18 protein-coding genes and 1 riboswitch are annotated in these 17,557 nt (G+C 48.6%); of the genes, 9 read left to right on the forward strand and 9 right to left on the reverse strand.

From position 1 onward, the window contains the following. The 5 genes from thiC to gltX all read right to left on the reverse strand — a co-directional run bounded on the left by thiC (position 1) and on the right by gltX (position 5,495). The gene (gene thiC, locus MARGE09_RS15510) at positions 1–1,911 is read right to left on the reverse strand and encodes a phosphomethylpyrimidine synthase ThiC (protein WP_275068726.1); all 1,911 of its coding nucleotides are present in this window, start codon (positions 1,909–1,911) and stop codon (positions 1–3) included. Between the two features lie 64 nt (positions 1,912–1,975). Next, positions 1,976–2,815, reverse strand: coding sequence for a bifunctional hydroxymethylpyrimidine kinase/phosphomethylpyrimidine kinase (gene thiD / locus MARGE09_RS15515; RefSeq protein ID WP_236983359.1), 840 nt, complete (start codon positions 2,813–2,815; stop codon positions 1,976–1,978). A 72-nt stretch (positions 2,816–2,887) separates the two neighbouring features. Further along, positions 2,888–2,985, reverse strand: a riboswitch (TPP riboswitch). 36 nt (positions 2,986–3,021) lie between these two features. Continuing rightward, complete coding sequence (locus MARGE09_RS15520; RefSeq protein ID WP_236983360.1) at positions 3,022–3,381, reverse strand: hypothetical protein; 360 nt, start codon at positions 3,379–3,381, stop codon at positions 3,022–3,024. Beyond that, complete coding sequence (locus MARGE09_RS15525) at positions 3,378–3,920, reverse strand: ImmA/IrrE family metallo-endopeptidase (protein WP_236983361.1); 543 nt, start codon at positions 3,918–3,920, stop codon at positions 3,378–3,380. Before MARGE09_RS15525 ends, MARGE09_RS15520 begins: the two co-directional genes overlap by 4 nt. An 81-nt stretch (positions 3,921–4,001) precedes the next feature. Beyond that, positions 4,002–5,495: a glutamate--tRNA ligase gene (gene gltX, locus MARGE09_RS15530; protein WP_236983362.1), complete on the reverse strand. Its 1,494-nt coding sequence runs from the start codon at positions 5,493–5,495 to the stop codon at positions 4,002–4,004. A gap of 36 nt (positions 5,496–5,531) precedes the next feature. Here gltX and MARGE09_RS15535 point away from each other — a divergent pair, with 36 nt between their 5' ends. From MARGE09_RS15535 to msbA, 7 genes are all read left to right on the forward strand, one after another. Beyond that, the gene (locus MARGE09_RS15535; protein WP_236983363.1) at positions 5,532–5,672 is read left to right on the forward strand and encodes a hypothetical protein; all 141 of its coding nucleotides are present in this window, start codon (positions 5,532–5,534) and stop codon (positions 5,670–5,672) included. A 21-nt stretch (positions 5,673–5,693) separates the two neighbouring features. Continuing rightward, a complete protein-coding gene (locus MARGE09_RS15540) occupies positions 5,694–6,293 on the forward strand; it encodes a nitroreductase family protein (RefSeq protein ID WP_236983364.1) in 600 nt (199 codons plus the stop codon). Beyond that, positions 6,290–6,802, forward strand: a complete 513-nt coding sequence (gene moaB / locus MARGE09_RS15545; protein WP_236983365.1) for a molybdenum cofactor biosynthesis protein B — start codon at positions 6,290–6,292, stop codon at positions 6,800–6,802. Before MARGE09_RS15540 ends, moaB begins: the two co-directional genes overlap by 4 nt. Beyond that, positions 6,795–7,991, forward strand: coding sequence for a molybdopterin molybdotransferase MoeA (locus tag MARGE09_RS15550; protein ID WP_236983367.1), 1,197 nt, complete (start codon positions 6,795–6,797; stop codon positions 7,989–7,991). The genes moaB and MARGE09_RS15550 overlap by 8 nt, the downstream gene beginning before the upstream one ends. Beyond that, a complete protein-coding gene (locus MARGE09_RS15555) occupies positions 7,984–8,856 on the forward strand; it encodes an MOSC domain-containing protein (protein WP_236983369.1) in 873 nt (290 codons plus the stop codon). Before MARGE09_RS15550 ends, MARGE09_RS15555 begins: the two co-directional genes overlap by 8 nt. An 81-nt stretch (positions 8,857–8,937) precedes the next feature. Beyond that, on the forward strand, positions 8,938–9,213 hold the full coding sequence (locus MARGE09_RS15560) for an accessory factor UbiK family protein (RefSeq protein ID WP_236983380.1): 276 nt from the start codon (positions 8,938–8,940) through the stop codon (positions 9,211–9,213). Continuing rightward, positions 9,197–10,933 carry a lipid A export permease/ATP-binding protein MsbA gene (gene msbA, locus MARGE09_RS15565; protein WP_236983382.1) on the forward strand — a complete coding sequence of 579 codons (1,737 nt, stop codon included), beginning with the start codon at positions 9,197–9,199 and terminating at the stop codon, positions 10,931–10,933. The genes MARGE09_RS15560 and msbA overlap by 17 nt, the downstream gene beginning before the upstream one ends. Positions 10,934–10,959: 26 nt before the next feature. Here msbA and MARGE09_RS15570 read toward each other — a convergent pair whose 3' ends face one another. Both MARGE09_RS15570 and MARGE09_RS15575 read right to left on the reverse strand, forming a co-directional pair. Then, on the reverse strand, positions 10,960–11,691 hold the full coding sequence (locus tag MARGE09_RS15570; protein ID WP_255711672.1) for a LytR/AlgR family response regulator transcription factor: 732 nt from the start codon (positions 11,689–11,691) through the stop codon (positions 10,960–10,962). Positions 11,692–11,769: 78 nt separating this feature from the next. Continuing rightward, entirely contained in the window at positions 11,770–12,831 is a 1,062-nt protein-coding gene (locus MARGE09_RS15575; RefSeq protein WP_236983384.1) for a sensor histidine kinase, read from the reverse strand. 129 nt (positions 12,832–12,960) lie between these two features. On the opposite strand from MARGE09_RS15575, the gene argH reads away from it, so the two are divergent. Next, positions 12,961–14,376: an argininosuccinate lyase gene (argH, locus tag MARGE09_RS15580; protein WP_236983387.1), complete on the forward strand. Its 1,416-nt coding sequence runs from the start codon at positions 12,961–12,963 to the stop codon at positions 14,374–14,376. Positions 14,377–14,616: 240 nt separating this feature from the next. Continuing rightward, positions 14,617–15,996, forward strand: coding sequence for an FHA domain-containing protein (locus MARGE09_RS15585; RefSeq protein ID WP_236983392.1), 1,380 nt, complete (start codon positions 14,617–14,619; stop codon positions 15,994–15,996). Positions 15,997–16,078: 82 nt separating this feature from the next. Here MARGE09_RS15585 and dapB read toward each other — a convergent pair whose 3' ends face one another. Beyond that, complete coding sequence (gene dapB / locus MARGE09_RS15590) at positions 16,079–16,885, reverse strand: 4-hydroxy-tetrahydrodipicolinate reductase (protein ID WP_236983395.1); 807 nt, start codon at positions 16,883–16,885, stop codon at positions 16,079–16,081. A 29-nt stretch (positions 16,886–16,914) separates the two neighbouring features. Beyond that, entirely contained in the window at positions 16,915–17,511 is a 597-nt protein-coding gene (locus MARGE09_RS15595; RefSeq protein WP_236983397.1) for a DUF502 domain-containing protein, read from the reverse strand. Positions 17,512–17,557: the final 46 nt, after the last annotated feature.

Here is a 17,557-nt window from a genome sequence, read left to right on the forward strand (position 1 = left end):
TTAAACCTTACTGTAAATTTCGCTGCCGGCTTCGCGAAATTCTTTCGCTTTAGCTTGCATCTCTGCTTCAACATCAACCATACGTACCACCTGTTCATCGCTAATTGCGGTCACGTCGGTACCGTGCTCAGCCGCATAATCACGCACTTCCTGAGATATTTTCATAGAGCAAAACTTAGGCCCGCACATGGAGCAAAAGTGTGCAACCTTGGCAGAATCCTTAGGCAAAGTCTCATCGTGGTAAGAGCGAGCAGTATCAGGGTCCAAACCTAGATTGAATTGATCCTCCCAACGGAATTCGAAGCGCGCCTTGGATAAAGCATCATCGCGCAATTGCGCGCCAGGGTGCCCTTTTGCCAAATCGGCCGCATGAGCCGCTAATTTATAGGTGATAATGCCGACCTTTACATCGTCTTTATTGGGCAATCCAAGATGCTCTTTCGGCGTGACATAACACAGCATGGCACAACCGAACCAACCGATCATGGCAGCGCCAATGCCTGATGTTATATGGTCATAGCCCGGTGCAATATCAGTGGTCAAAGGCCCTAAGGTATAAAACGGCGCCTCGTGACACACTTCAATTTGCTTATCCATATTTTCCTTAATCATGTGCATTGGCACATGCCCTGGCCCCTCAATAAAGCACTGCACATCGTGCTTCCAAGCAAGCTTGGTCAGCTCACCCAAGGTCTCGAGCTCTCCAAACTGCGCCTCATCGTTAGCATCAGCCACAGAACCTGGACGCAAGCCATCACCCAACGAAAAGGTAACGTCATATTGCTTCATGATTTCGCAAATATCTTCAAAATGGGTATATAGGAAGTTCTCTTTATGATGCGCTAAACACCACTTAGCCATAATAGAGCCACCACGCGACACAATGCCCGTCACACGCTTCGCTGTTAAGGGTACGTAGCGCAACAAAACACCCGCGTGAATGGTGAAATAATCGACACCCTGTTCACACTGCTCAATCAACGTATCACGGTAGATTTCCCAGGTTAAATCCTCCGCAACGCCGTTAACCTTTTCAAGCGCTTGGTATATGGGCACGGTACCGATAGGCACATGAGAGTTTCGAACAATCCATTCACGCGTTTCGTGAATATTCTTGCCCGTCGACAAATCCATAATGGTATCGGCGCCCCAGCGCGTGCCCCAAGTGAGTTTTTCAACCTCTTCTTCAATCGACGAGCCCAGCGCTGAATTACCAATATTGCCGTTAATTTTGACAAGGAAGTTCCGGCCGATAATCATTGGCTCAACTTCGGGGTGGTTAATATTTAGAGGAATAACCGCACGACCACGCGCAACTTCGGAACGCACAAACTCCGGCGTTATTTCATCGGGAATGCTAGCACCGTAGCTTTCCCCTTTATGTTGCGACTCTAACACGCCCTGCTCGGCAGCCTGCGCGCGCGCCATATTTTCTCTAATGGCGATATATTCCATTTCAGGCGTAATGATGCCTTGGCGAGCATAGTGCAACTGAGTAACATTCTTACCCGCTTTCGCGCGAAGCGGGCGATGCTTAAGGTCAAAACGCAGCTTTGCTAACTCTGGATCATTTAGGCGCTCATTGGTGAACTCGGAGGTATATTTTTCGAGAACCTCGGTATCGCTTCTAGCTTCAATCCAGTTTGAGCGAATATCCGGCACCCCCTTGCGCACATCAATGCTAATGCTCGGATCAGTATACGGGCCCGAAGTATCGTAAACGCGTACCGCAGGGTTAACCTCGCGACCACTGTCCGTAACAGTATCTGCCAAGCTAATTTCGCGCATTGGTACACGAATATCAGAGCTCGAGCCTTCCACGTGGATTTTTGTTGAATTGGGAAAAGGCTGAATAGAAGCTTCATCGACCTTAGCCGTTTCGCTTAAAAAATCCATAGGGGTATCACTCATAAGTCACCTGTATTGTTTACGACAATTTGTTTCGCCATGGCCACAATAAAACCGCACAACACACTCACCAAAAGCTGGCAAAGTGATGCAGCGGCCCATTGTTTGGCACAAGCGCCAAGCGCTCGGCATTCATTAAGGTATTCTGTAAATAATTCTTTGCTGCAGCTACGGCTTGTCGCAGCGTTAAACCTTGCGCCAAGCCCGCGGCTATCGCACTAGCCAGCGTACAGCCGGTGCCGTGCCCATGCGGGGTTTGAAGGCGCGCTGCCGAAAAGGCCTGCACACAACACTCTCCCGAATCGTCATCTCTATATGCAAGATAATCGGTGCACAAGCGCTGATCTAAACTATGCCCACCCTTAAGTAAGGCGGCACTACAGCCAAGCATCTGCAGCTCTTTTGCTTGCTGCTCATAACTCAAGTGGCTATTCGCTAATGGCGCACCCAACAGTAGTGATGCCTCCTGCAAATTGGGGGTAATTAACGTTGCCAATGGCACTAAATGCTCTCGGTAAAAAGCCACCACGCTATCAATGCCGGCGCTATCGGCGCACAAATTAGCCCCCGCCGAAGCTTTTAACACCGGGTCTATAACGGCCGGCAAATTCGAACGCTGCAAAAAATCAGCAACAGCCTCGGCTGTAGCCAAATTCCCCAGCATCCCTAGTTTTACAACCGCAACTGGAAAAGCCGAAATTGCAGCCTCGATTTGGTCCATAACCAAGCTTGCCGGCATCGGATAAATACCACGCACGCTGCCAGGTGATTGCGCCGTCACTGCCGTCACAACCGAACAAGCAAACACCCCCATCGCACCGCACGTTTTAATATCGGCCTGTATACCAGCACCGGCGCTGGAATCACTACCAGCAATCGTCAAAACGACAGGACAATGTTTGCTCACACAAACTCCAAGAGGGCTGAATTTAGAAATACGACGCAGGGTTAGGCACAATCAAGGCGCACATACAGTGCGATTAGAAGTGATCTCGTTCCCTACGCCGGTACTAACCGGGTCAGGTCGACGGGTTTACTCTCAGCGCTAAATTTAACAGCGCACCCCGACAAGACAATGGCGACACTTTACTGAGTTAACGCCACAAGGTAAAGCTAGAGATGACTTTTACGGTCAGAGACAACGGCTTTTGATGAGGGGAATAGATTGTTAACAATAATAAAAATAACACCAAAAACCTCCAGAATTGTACTGGTGGTATAAAAACGCAGCGTTAATTCATCAAAGCTAAGCCACCCCAACCCATGGCCGACGAATACCATATTCATCACCACCAGCTGGCCAATAAGAATGCCAACAAACCAATAGGCGTAGGTCTTTTTAAGTTTTCGATCGGATTCTTGGTCTAGCTCATCCTGGCTAAGCGCCGAGCTATCAACTAAGTCCGACGGGCTTTGGCTATTGTAGAGGGCATCCGCCGTCTGCTTTACAAGCACTTTAGTTGTGTCATTCATTTTAAAGTGATTTGCAAATCATCTAGGCGATAGCGTATGGCAGAAAGCGAAACACCAAAAAATTCTGCCAGCGAATAAATACTGGCATTTTTCTTTTCGGCCATTTCTTTAACTTTGGCAATAGGCATTAAAAACGCAGCTGCAAAGCGGTTGGCACTAACCTCTTCTGGGTCTGTACCTTGGCGAGACATATCATTGCGGTAGTCGACATAATCAATAGCTTGATCGTCAAAATGGCCGCGTTCTAGACGATAAACATAGTGACCCAGCTCATGACTACACGTAAAGCGCTTACGGCTGGGAGAATCGTCGCCGTGTAACATAATAATAGGGTCTTGACCGACTTTTTTGAGCAGTGCGCCAGCAACATCATCGGGTAGCTCGGCATCCACTATGCGAATCCCCATCGCGCGGCCGACCGATATAGGGTCGACAGGAAAGCTTCTGCCGCGCCAATAGGTCTCACGCACTTTAGTCGCTAATACATCAGCATCGTCATTGGTGAGCATTGCCATCGTTAAAACCTCTTGAATCGACATTTAAAACGCTTATCGCCTAAAGGCACAGCGCTAAGGACAAATATAGCACTGTGCGAACACACAGTGCTAGTAGACCATTCGCTAGTGTGTACTAAGCAGTGTACGGTACTCTTTATCGAAACGCTTGGCCACTTTCTTACCCACACCACCTAAAACATCAATACTGTGTCGCAATCGCGCTCGAGTCATATCGGAGCCAAGCAAACCCATAGCGTCAGTTACCGAGAACGATGCCGTAGTTCCACTAACAGCAACAAAAATGGGCGCAACGAAGTCCTTCATCTTGATACCCATGCCATCGGCCAATGTTTTTAATATTGGGAAAATAGCCTCCTTATCCCAAACACCTAAGGTTTCTAGCTGCCACAAGCTAAATTGCAGAACCTTAAGTTGCGTTTCTTGATCAAGCTTAAGCGCCTCGAAGTTAGCCTGGGTTAACGGTAAATTGCCGGCCAGCATAAAACCGACAAGCGGCATGAAGTCGCTCAAAGTATTCATTCGCTGCTGCACGTGCGGCAATACCGCCTCTAGGTTTTCTCGATTTAATGCCCACCCTTGCAGCCTATCGGCTAACGCTTTTGCGTCGAAATCTTCGCGAATCCACAAGCCGTTCAACCAATTAAGCTTCTCTAAGTCAAAAATGGGGCCACCGAGAGATACTCGCTGGATATCAAAGTTTTCTTGCATCACTTGAAGGCTGAATTTTTCACTTTCATCCGGCATAGACCAGCCCATGCGCCCTAAATAATTCAATAGCGCCTCAGGCAAATATCCCATGCGCTTGTAATAAAGGATACTGGTAGGGTTTTTTCGCTTGCTTAGTTTGGATTTATCGGGGTTGCGCAAAAGAGGTAAATGACAAAACGTAGGCGTGTCCCAACCTAAGTATTGATATAACAAAATGTGCTTAGGGGCAGAATTGATCCACTCCTCTCCGCGAATAACGTGAGTAATGCCCATTAGATGGTCATCAACAACATTCGCAAGGTGGTACGTCGGCATACCATCGGATTTCAGCAATATTTGGGCATCAACCTGAGACCAATCCAAAGTAACTTCACCGCGCAACATATCTGTTACCGGGCAAGGGCCTGCCTCCTCCGGCACCATCATCCTTACCACATAAGGCTGCCCTTGTGATTCGCGAAGAGCGACCTCCTCTGCTGGCAAGATTAAGTCGCTAGGCTTAATTGCCGTATGCACCCCTGCCTCTTGTCGTGCAGTGCGAAGCGCATCAAGCTCTTCACTGGTTCGGTAACACTTAAACGCATGACCTTTTTCGAGCAGCTCGTCCACATAGCGGGCGTATAGTTCAGCTCGCTCGCTTTGCCTATATGGGCCAAAGTCACCGCCATTATCTGGGCCTTCGTCCCAATCCAGCCCTAACCAACGCAAGGAATCTAAAATCGCTTGCTCAGACTCAGCAGTCGAACGTGCCTGATCCGTGTCTTCTATACGCAGCAAAAACTGACCGCCGTGCTGACGAGCAAAACAATAGTTAAACAAAGCAATATAGGCAGTGCCAACATGGGGGTCACCGGTTGGTGAAGGGGCAATTCGAGTGCGTACAGTCATAGTCATTCCAGCTAGTAATATCAGGAGGTACTTAAAATGGCGGCAATTATAACGGATATCCTTTGTAAATCAGTACTAGCCGTTGAATCCCAGCCTGATTACACTGCAAACCTATTTAGCTACAGCATAGGCACCGCCATGTTTGGCGAGCCAGTAGCGATGCGTTTACCTCTGTAGAATTACCAAAGAGCCAATTTTATGACCAAGGTCAACCAAAGCACCCTCCAACTACTGCACACTCGGCGCTCAGTAAAAGCTGCCGACCTTAATGCTCCCGGCCCAAACTCAGCGCAAATAGAGCAACTACTCGCAGCCGCGCACCGAGTACCTGATCACGGCAAAATCGGGCCTTGGCGCTTTATTGTCTTTACAGGCGAAGCCCGCACACAGTTCGACAATAAGCTGAAAAATATCTACCAGCAAAACAACCCAGATGCCAGCGAAACACTGATAGCGCATAATAGCCGCCTATTAAGCCGTGCGCCTTGTGTGATTGCGGTTATTGCAAGCCCAAATCTGGAACACCCTAAAGTCCCTCAGTGGGAGCAAACATTATCTGCAGGAGCGGCATGCCAAAACTTACTTATAGCCGCTCACGCTTTAGGCTTTTCTGCCCAGTGGTTATCCGAATGGTACAGCTACGACAAAGCCGTTGATACGCTATTAAATATGCTACCTAACGAGCAAATTGCGGGCTTTATTTACATCGGTACACCTTCGCAGGCGCCGCAAGAGCGTGCTCGCCCAGCCTTGGACGAGCGTGTTATCTACTGGAACAACAATGAGGATTTAGCATGAGCTCAAGCAGCCAATTCCACCCGTTAAACGTTTGTGTTTTGACAATTTCCGATACCCGTAATCGCGACAACGACACATCCGGCAACATGCTGCAGAAACTAACCGAGGAGGCGGGGCACTACGTTTTTGATAGACGCTTAATTAAAGATGATGTTTACCAAATGCGCGCCTCCCTTAGCGAATGGATCGCCAACGAGCAAGCCCAAGTGATAGTCACAACCGGCGGCACAGGCTTCGCAGGCAGAGACAGCACGCCCGAAGCGGTTCGCCCTCTGTTAGACAAGCACATTGAAGGCTTTGGTGAATTATTTCGGCAGCTATCACATGATGATATTGGCACCTCAACCATCCAGTCCAGAGCTTTTGCAGGCTTAGCCAACCGCACCCTGATTTTTGCTCTTCCTGGTTCAACCGGCGCCTGTGAGCTAGGGTTTAGCCAAATTATTCGCCCGCAAATTGATAGTCGAACCAAGCCTTGCAATTTTTATGGCCAAATAAAACGTGATTAGCGTACAACAGATGCAGAGCAAGCTTTCTGCAACACCACCATTAGAACTCCACATAGAGCATGTGCCGCTAAACGCGGCATTAAACCGCCGCTTAGCGCAAGATATAATTGCCCAGCATCCAGTGCCACCAGCTGATAATAGTGCCATGGATGGCTATGCACTGCGACTTGCCGACCTCCGCCAAAACACGCCTTTGCCTATATGCCAAAGAATTCCTGCCGGCGCAGCCCCCCAACCGTTAGCAGCTAATAGCTGCGCGAGGATATTTACTGGCGCCGAGCTACCCGCTGGGGCTGACACTGTTGTCATGCAGGAAAACACAAAAGCGTTAGCTGATAGCGTGCAATTCTTACAGTCAGAAAACTACACCGTCGGCGACAACATACGCCCCCAAGGGCAAGATATTTCAGCAGGCCAGCAGCTCGCCAAGCAGGGTGACAAAATAACGCCCGCCCTACTTGGGCTGCTAGCCTCTCAAGGATTAACAACTGTGCCGGCCCAGCGGCCGCTGACCGTCACCCTTATTAGCACTGGCAACGAGATTATCGAGCTAGGCCAAGATCTAGCACAAGGGCAGATTTATAACTCCAATTTCTATGCCGTATCATCACTACTGGCCTCTTGGGGGTGTATTAATATTAAATACTTACATGTCGAGGATTCACTGACAGAAACCATTAACGCCTTTGATCAAAGCGCCAAGGATAGTGATTTAGTCATTAGCTTTGGCGGTGTGTCAGTCGGCGAAGAAGACCATGTAAAACAAGCGATCAGCAGTCTCGGTCAGCTCGAGCAATGGAAAATCAAGCTAAAACCCGGCAAACCGATGATGCTGGCAACTATCAATCAAACGCCCATATTAGGGTTGCCGGGCAATCCAGTGTCAGCTTTTGTGACTTTCTTACTGTTTGCTAAACCTCTACTGAATGCGCTTTGCAACACCAACGCACCCAGCACCGCAAGCTTCCAAGTGCCACTGGGGTTCTCAATTGAAAAACCACGACAACGCCCTGAATACCTAAGGGCCAATATTGTTAATGGCCAAGTCATCAGTGCCGGCAACCAAAGCAGTGGTGTATTAAGCAGCCTTCAGCAATGCCAAGGGCTTGCCTTAATCCCCGCAGATCAAAGCCTCAACAAAGGCGAAGCGGTAAGCTTTTTTCCTATAGAGTCACTCATTTATGGCTGATTCCCAAGCGCAACCACTCTTCCCAATGAGCACGCAAGGCACAATCGATGCGCTATGGATATACCCTGTAAAATCGATGCGCGGGATTCAGTTAAAAAACTGCGAAATCACTCCCGAAGGTTTAGCAAACGATCGCCACTGGATGGTCATTGATGAAAAAGGGGTGTTTGTCAGCCAACGGAAATTACCAAGCATGACACGCATAAACGTTGCCCTCACCCAAACAGGCATTCGTTTAAGTCATCAAGAACACGGGAGCGTAGAAGTCGCCAAAAGCGAGTGCAATAACGAGACGCCTGCAAAAGTGTGGAGTAGCGAGGTAGTAACCCTACTAGCCCCTAGCCACATCAACCAATGGCTTAACAAGGTGCTACCCTCCAAATATACATTATCGCTTGTCGCACGTAAGCCCTCTTATCGAAGAGAGTTAGACCGCCAGCGCTTTGGCAATCACACGACATACTTTGCCGATGCCGCACCGTTACTTGTCACTAACCAAGCAAGCCTAGATGCATTGAATGACCACTTAAAACAAACCAAACAGTTACCCGCGCTATCAATGGAGCGCTTCCGCCCCAATGTAGTGGTATCTGGGCTACCCGCTTTCAGCGAGCACAAAATTAAGTCACTCACAATTACAGGTGGGGAAATAAAACTTATAGACCACTGCCAGCGCTGTTCCATGATTACAGTCGACCCGGTTACTGCCGCCGTTGAAAATGCCGCTGACATTTTCGCGTCATTAGCGAACCTTAACCCCATGCCAAACCAACCTAAGGCCCCCGCTTTTGGCGTCAACACCATAGTGCCCCAAGGAAACCACTGCCACCTTAAGACCCCCATGGCAGTTCAATTTAAAACCTAAAAGCCACGCCTTAAGTTTGCATGGTTTAATTCGTCGCGCGGTACCGTTAAACTGCGCCACTCCAAATGAGAGGTCCCACCTATGCTCGCAAGCATTGCTAAGCAAGTCGCCAATGAATTATCCGACGCGCTCAATCGCACCAACTTTAGCGAACCCTTAAACTCACCACAGCTTCAAACTCTTTTGCAAGGCGCCATCAATAAATGCAACTTGGTATCACGAGAAGAGTTTGATGCACAAACTGCGGTGTTACAACGCACACGCGCCAAGGTTGAAGCACTAGAAAAACAACTGCAAGCATTGGAAGAGTCCATCAGCACCAGCACAAAGACACCGTCAAATGACAACGCAGGATAAGACCGAGAGCTGGCCACTATACAAAAGGCTATTGGGTTACGCTCGCCCCTACCGTTTCTTTTTTGTCATTTGCTTTTTCGGCTTTGCTGTAATGGCGGCTATGGAAGTCGCCATGGCGCAGATGATGGAATATTTTGTTGACGGCTTAACCACCCGCGACAAAGACATGATTATCTGGATCCCTATCGCCGTTGTCGCCGCGCGCATGCTGCACGGAATTGGCGCTTTCGCCGGCAACTTCTTTATCAGCCGCGTTGGGCTTGGGGTTGTTAACGATATGCGCAAGCAGCTGTTTGCCCACATGCTGGCGCTACCTTGCAGTTTCTATGATGCTAAAAATAGCGGCGAGCTAGTATCGCTTGTTATTTATAATATTGCCCAGGTAACAGGCTCTGTCACCAACGCTGTAAAAATCGCACTACGCGATGGATTTACCGTTGTCGGCCTGCTTATCTACTTGTTTTATGTCGAGTGGAAGCTAACGTTAATCTTTCTTGTGATGGCACCACTGCTTGCGGGGCTAGTCAGTATCGCATCACGCTATTTCCGAAGGCTTAGCCGGCGCATGCAAACAACCATGGGGGACATCACCCACGTCACCAATGAAGCACTGCAAGGTTACAAACTGGTTAAAAGTTACAACGGCCAAAAGTACGAAAGCGCGCGCTTCGACAAGGCCAGTAACGAAAACACTCGCCTTGCCACAAAGTACGAACGAGTCGCCTCGCTACAAGGCCCTATTTATCACATTGTTATCGCTTGCAGCTTAGGCTTAATTCTGTTTTTAATTTTACTTTTTTGGCAAGACTCAGCGGGCTCTGCCATCGCCTACCTTACTGCCGCCGGCATGATTGCAAAGCCCATTCGCCAACTCAGCTCAGTTAACGAAACCATACAAAAAGGGCTAGCCGCAAGCGAAACTATCTTCGAAGTTTTAGATATGGCAAAAGAACAAAGCCAAGATCAAAGCAACAAAAAACTCAGCGTATCCGGCGGCAGTGTAAGCTTTAACCAGGTTAGCTTTAGTTATGGCGATAAACGCGCGGTAAACAATATCAACCTTACAATCGAGCCAGGCCAAACCGTTGCTCTCGTCGGCCAATCAGGCAGCGGTAAAAGCACCTTAGTCAGCTTGCTGCTGCGTTTTTACGAACCTGAATCCGGCGCAATTTTAATTGACGGCCAACCCATTAGCGAAATTGCACTTAGTAGCCTTCGCTCTCAAATTGCCTTCGTTAACCAGCAAACAACGCTCTTCAACGATACAATCGCAGCTAACATTGCATACGGTGAGGATGTACAACTTGATAAAGATGGACTAATAGCCGCCGCCAAAAGTGCCAACGCCTTCGACTTTATCGAACAGCAAACCCAAGGTTTTGAAACATCTATTGGTGAAGCCGGTGACAGGCTTTCTGGTGGGCAACGCCAACGCCTTGCTGTGGCACGCGCACTTTACAAGGACGCCCCTATTCTTGTCTTGGACGAAGCAACATCAGCGCTAGACAATGAATCAGAAAAACTTATACAAGAGGCGCTAGAAACGCTGCAGGAAGGCAGAACAACCATTGTGATTGCTCACAGGTTATCGACCATCGAAAATGCCGACGTAATTGTTGCAATGCAAAATGGAGAGATAACAGAGGTAGGTAATCACAAGACGTTACTGGAAAAAGGCGGCTATTACGCCTCTTTATATGCCACGCAGTTTAGTGAATGAATCGTAAGTAAGCAGTAAGAGAGGTATTAAAGACTACTTAATAGCTCTCTTACTGCCGCCACGTGCCTGCGACTTACCACGGGCTTGAATTCAACGCCTTTCAGCTTCAGTTCGTACTGACCAGAAGATAAACGCTCAAGTTTTTCAATATTCTTTACCGCCACCAACGCATTGCGATGCACCCGTACAAAAGTGCTTTCAAACTCGTCTTCAAGCTCTTTTAGCGTGTCGTCAATGAGCGTATCGCCACCATGGTGCATGATGGTTACGTACTTTTGGTCTGCCATAAAACAGTAGATATCTTCGATAGGCACCAATTCAACACCGCGCCGCGTTTTTGCCGCAATATTCTTGCGCTGATTGGGGTTTGGTTCTTTTAAACGCGCTTTTTGAACCTTATTAATGCGGCTGGCTTTAGCCAATGCCAGCTCAAGCTGATCTTGCCTTAATGGCTTAAGCAGGTACCCCACAGCTAAAGTATCAAACGCTTCTAAAGCGTATTCGTCATACGCGGTACAGAAAATAACAGCAGGAGGCTCATCTAGAGTCGATATACTGCGCGCAGCACTTAGCCCGTCCTCCCCTGGCATGCGTATATCCATAAGCACTATATCTGGATCGAGATCGTTAATTGCTGTCAGCGCAGCTTGGCCATTGCCTGCCTCACCAATTACCTCGTATCCATCAATTCGCTCAATCATTCGCATCGCACGCTGGCGAGCGAGCAGCTCATCATCAACGACTAATACTTGTTTCAAGTGACACCCAATCCTTTCAAAACACAATTTCTACATGCTACAGCGAGCTGCATGCACTCTAGTTACTTATAGTCTAGCCTAGCCTTCGGCATTAGTACTTTTTTTCTCTACCGCCGCCGGAAACTGAAGCTGCACACTAAACCTACCGGCCTGCGCAACAATAAAAATACGCGCTTTAGGGCCGTAGTAGGCCTCTAATCTGCGTTTCATATTATCCATTGCGATGCCGTTACCTTGTGTTTTCCGGCCACTGGGTGGCTCAAGCGGCAATGGATTTGATACCGCCAACTGCACATCGCCCCCCATAATATGAACATCGACATCCACTACCCCGCCTTCTTGAAGTGGCTGGACGCCATGGTAAATCGCATTTTCAATAAGCGGCTGCAATAACAAGCTTGGCACCACAACCGAAGCAACGTCACCGGAGATATTCCATTTCACCTCCAAACGGTCACCAAGCCTTAGCTCTTCGATCCGGCTAAATCTACGGCATAAATCCAGCTCTTTATCCATGCTCACAAGCCCAGGTTCACTCAAGCTCGCCCTAAAAAGGTCTGATAAATCTTCTATTGTTCGCTCGGCAAGCTGTGGATCTATTTCAATCAAGCTTGCAATTGAATTCATACTATTAAATAAGAAGTGGGGCCGAATACGCGACTGCAATGCCTGAATTCGCGATTGCAGCTCTGCATTTTGCTGATTGCGCAGCTGCTGCTGCAGATAAAAGTAGCGCAAAACCACGCCTGCAAATACGGCAGCGATAATGGTATTGCACAACACTAGATACCACTCCTCCTCGCGACCATTAGCTTGCACAACAACCCCAATAGCCGTAAAGGCCGCCGTAATACACAACACAATCACATAGCTGACAGCTCCGGACAACTCGGGCGTTTGCCTTCTAAACCAGCGCCGCAACGGGCATAAACAGGCCGCACTGGCGAGCACCACCCATAGCACCATCATCGAGACCAAGCCAAAACGATACCAGCTTAAACCACCCACCGAAGCGCCAGCCATAGTGAGCGCTATAGCTAAAAGCTCACCCACAATAACGAGGTGAAACACCGCCTGCCCAGTACACAAATCAGGCAAGAAGTCTTCTTGCCGCACAATATTGAAGGAATTGTCTGTCATTTTTTGTTGTCTGTTCCGACTCGTTTATAATGCGCCAACTTTTTATAGCAACTCAGTGCAGTTTAGCGCCCATAAGGCACTTATGCATATGGCCATGATTAACCCGCAACAGCGAACCCGAGAATACATATGAGCGACAACACATCAAATAACCCCGATCAAAACACGAATAGCCAGTGGGGCGGACGCTTTAGCGAGGCGACTGACGCCTTCGTCCAGCGCTTTACAGCATCCGTAATGTTTGACCAACGCTTTGCCAAACAAGATATTCAAGGCTCGATTGCGCACGCCACAATGCTAGCCAGCGCAGGTGTATTATCCGAAGACGAAAAAAACCTTATTATCACCACGCTTAACGATATCGCCCAAGATATTGCTGCCGGTAAGTTTGAGTGGAGCATTGCATTAGAAGATGTGCATATGAACATCGAAAGCGAGCTTACTCGGCGCATCGGCATTACAGGCAAAAAACTGCATACTGGGCGCTCTCGAAACGACCAAGTCGCCACAGACATCCGTTTATACTTACGCGATGAAATCGACGTTATCGCCCACGAACTCACCCGCCTCCAACAAGGCATAGTAGGTCTTGCCGAGCGAGAAGCCGATACCATCATGCCGGGCTTTACGCACCTGCAAACGGCACAACCCGTGACTTTTGGCCACCACCTAATGGCTTGGTATGAAATGCTAAGTCGCGACTTTGGCCGCCTAATGGGCTGCCGCAAGCGCATGAATTATTCACCATTAGGAGCCGCTGCACTGGCCGGAACCACCTACCCCATCAACCGCGAACTAACCGCTGAACTGCTAGGCTTTAGCGCGCCTACGCGCAACTCTCTAGACTCGGTATCAGATCGCGATTTTGCCATCGAATTTTGCGGCTTTGCGGCGATATTATTGACACATATGTCACGCATGAGTGAAGAGCTTATTTTATGGACCTCTGCCCAATTTGACTTTATCGACCTGCCCGATCGCTTTTGCACGGGCTCGTCCATCATGCCCCAAAAGAAAAACCCCGATGTGCCAGAGTTAGTGCGCGGCAAAACAGGGCGCGTGAATGGCCATTTGGTCTCACTCTTAACGCTAATGAAATCACAGCCACTTGCCTACAACAAAGACAACCAAGAAGATAAAGAGCCTTTGTTCGACACAGTTGATACTGTGCGCGATTGCTTGCGCGCCTTTGCCGATATGATCCCCGCCATCACGCCCAAAAAAGACAGTATGCGCAATGCCGCTATGCGTGGGTTTGCTACCGCGACTGACTTAGCCGACTACCTTGTTCGCAAGGGCATTGCGTTTCGTGACGCCCATGAAATTGTTGGTAAATCTGTTGCATTTGGTATCGAGCAAGGCCGTGACCTTTCTGAAATGACACTGGCTGAGCTACAGCAATTTTCCGCAGAAATAACGCAAGATGTCTTCGATGTATTAACCTTAGAAGGCTCGGTAGCTGCACGCGACCATATTGGCGGCACGGCACCAAACCAAGTTCGCCTAGCAACTGTAAACGCTCATAAAGAGCTGGCTGCTCGCTAAAGCCGTGCAAGCGCACTTCAAATTTGAAGTGCGCTTAAAGTATCCACTCGAAACAGACCATTGTGTGACTCGGTTCAGATATGCGTTAATGAACGGCCAGTTTATGGGTTATTTCGCCGATTCGTTCAAATAACAACCAAAATCTTCGCATCGCACAAATGACTCGCGCGCCACTTTATGGTCTAATTGAAAACACTGAAAACGTTTCAATCTCACACGAAACAACCAACGGGTACTGGCGTGACCATCGACGAAATAAACATTCCTCAAGCGACATCATCAGAGTTCCAACTCACAAGCAAAGCGACAGGGACAACCTATCCGCTGGTAGATGAAGTACTGATCGGCAGAGAGCTTGATTGCACGATTCGCCTGCAAGATCCACAAATTCGGCGATACCACGCAAAAGTCAGCGCTAGCGAAGATGGGCTATTTCTCGAAGATTTAAACTCCAAAAATAATACCTACCTTAACGGTTGCCGCATTGGCACCGGCGCGTGGGTCACCTTGAGTGATGAAATCAACTTTGATGGTGTTAAGTTCACAGTTGAAGCCGTAAGCCTAAGCCAAGAAGATGCTCCAGTCGAAGATATCAACCTTGAAGATACTTTTGGCTTTGGTACCCCGCTGCCCAAAGCAAGCCCAATGCCTGAGATGCCTTTTTCAAACCAAGATGTTGTTGAGGCAACCCGCGCTTTAGAAGAGCGCGCCAAAGCACGCTTGCAGTCTTTTAAAGAGTCTGAAGAATCTGGCCTAAACCCCGACTGGGAAGAGTTTATTGCCAACCGCAATAAACAAACAACAAGCGAAACAACAACCGCCAAGCCATTAATATTCACCCCAAAACACAGTGATGGCACCCCCGCCAGCTTAAACGAAAATGGCGAGCTAAGGCGCGCGGTAGTGACTCCTATTTCCAGCCGGCAAGCTGCACCGGTTTCAGACAAAGACGAACTTGCAGAACTCGAAAAAGAAATTGCCGCTTTAACCGATGAATCACTCTCGGAAGAAGAGCAAATAGATGTAGCGCAAACTAGTCAAGAACACGCATTCGCGCCAGAAGAGCCACTTGAAACCACGCAAGAGGTGACCCAAGAAAACGACTTGGCGCCAGCAGAAAGCGAACCTGAGGTTGAAGAGCCAGCAGCCTTAAAACCACCAACCAAACGCAGCACCACTGAGGTCAACCTTGGCAGCGGACCTAGATTATTGGCGCAGACAGCGCCAATTAGGGGTAAGTGCTACCTACTCGCCGCAACTGACGCTAAAAAGACATGGACAATTGGCCGCGCAAGCAATACCGACATGCAACTCAGTGAAGAAGCGATCGACTTGATTCACGCACATATCGAACTAACGGATGCCGGCTATAAAATTCGTACTACTCGCACAACCAACGGCATGCTCATTAATGGCAAATTTAACGCCGAAGCAACATTAAAGAATGGCGATAACATTCAATTTGGTCGTATTGAATTTATTTATCGCGACGACGAAATCACCGAGCAACCAAGCAAAAATAAAGATCCTCGCAAAGTAAATTACGGCATGATTGCGGGGGCACTTGTGGTGCTGGGCGCACTATTAGCAGCCCTGTTAAACACACCAATGCCTGTATAACCTAGAACATTAGCAACAAGAATAAGGAGTGTTGCGGCCGATAAAGCTGCAACACTCCCTCCCCTTCAATGACGCACCAACATTAACGCAGCTTCAGTACATCCTGCATATCAAATAAGCCTGCTGATTGCTCATTAATCCAAGTAGCCGCCCGAACAGCACCGCGCCCAAATGCCATGCGGCTTGTAGCTTTATGGGTAATTTCCACTCGCTCCCCATCAGCCAAAAAGCTTACCGTGTGATCACCGACAATATCGCCGCCTCTCACCGTAGCAAAACCAATGGTTTTGCGATCACGCTCACCTGTTTGCCCTTCGCGCCCATATACAGCTACCGAATCTAAATCTCGACCAGTCGCATTGGCAAGCACTTCGCCCATACTTAAAGCTGTGCCCGATGGCGCATCCAGCTTATGGCGGTGGTGCGCCTCATAAACTTCGATATCCACATCATCACCCAGCACGCGCGCTGCAACATCAAGCAATTTAAAACACAAGTTAACGCCGGTGCTGAAATTAGACGCCAAACAAAGCGGTATTTTAGCCTGGTAGGCTAGCAGCTCGTCTTTCTGCGCCGCCGTAAAACCTGTTGTGCCGATAACCATGCCTTTGCCATGTTTAGCACATATAGCCGCGTTGGCTAAGGTAGCGTCCGGCAAGGTAAAGTCGATAAGAACATCAAATTCACTAATACAATCCTCAAGGCTGGCAACAGTCGACAAGCTCACTTTGCCAATACCTGCCAACTCGCCAGCATCAACACCCAGCAAAGAGCTCCCAGCTCGCACAGTGGCAACACTTAATGCTGCATTATCCGCCGCTGCTGCGGCCTCAACTATAATTTTGCCCATGCGCCCATTCGCACCAGCAACCGCAATACGCGTTGTCATAAACTCTCTCTTATCTATTTCTACAATATTTATACTTTGGGATTACTTCGAGCTTGGTCTTTGCGCACGACGTGCGCAGTTAATACCTGCTGCATCGCCTTTTTCACTGGCATATTAATTCGCTCGCAGCGCTCAGCCGGCACTAGCAGAGTATAACCGCCAACTTGGTAACTCATCGGCAAGTACACCGCAATTAAACCTTCATGCTCACCCAGGTCAACATCATCGTTGGTCACAAAACCCATTAAGCGAATATCGCTATCTAGCGTGATTACCACTACGCCTTGCATTGCTTTATCTTTATCACCAGCCACCAACTCCATAAAATCGCGAGCTGTTGTATAGAGCGTTTTAACCAGCGGCGTATGCGCCATTAACTCACCAAACAAACGGAATATATGCTTTGTTATATAGGTTTGCACAAGCACACCGAGCATAAAAATCAGCACAATAGCCGAGACAAGCCCCATGCCCGTAACATAAGCACCCTCTGGCAATACCCATTGCAAAGGTATCTCTAGCAGCCCTTCAGCCTTAACAAACAACCAATACAACAAGCCAAAAGTGACTACCAACGGCAAGGCAAAAACTAAACCCTTTAGAAACGTATTAATAATTGCCCGCATTATCCCCCCACAAAAACAAAAAAACCCGCAAGGCATTTAATCATTG

It is taken from the genome of Marinagarivorans cellulosilyticus, assembly GCF_021655555.1.
Taxonomy (GTDB): Bacteria; Pseudomonadota; Gammaproteobacteria; order Pseudomonadales; family Cellvibrionaceae; genus Marinagarivorans; species Marinagarivorans cellulosilyticus.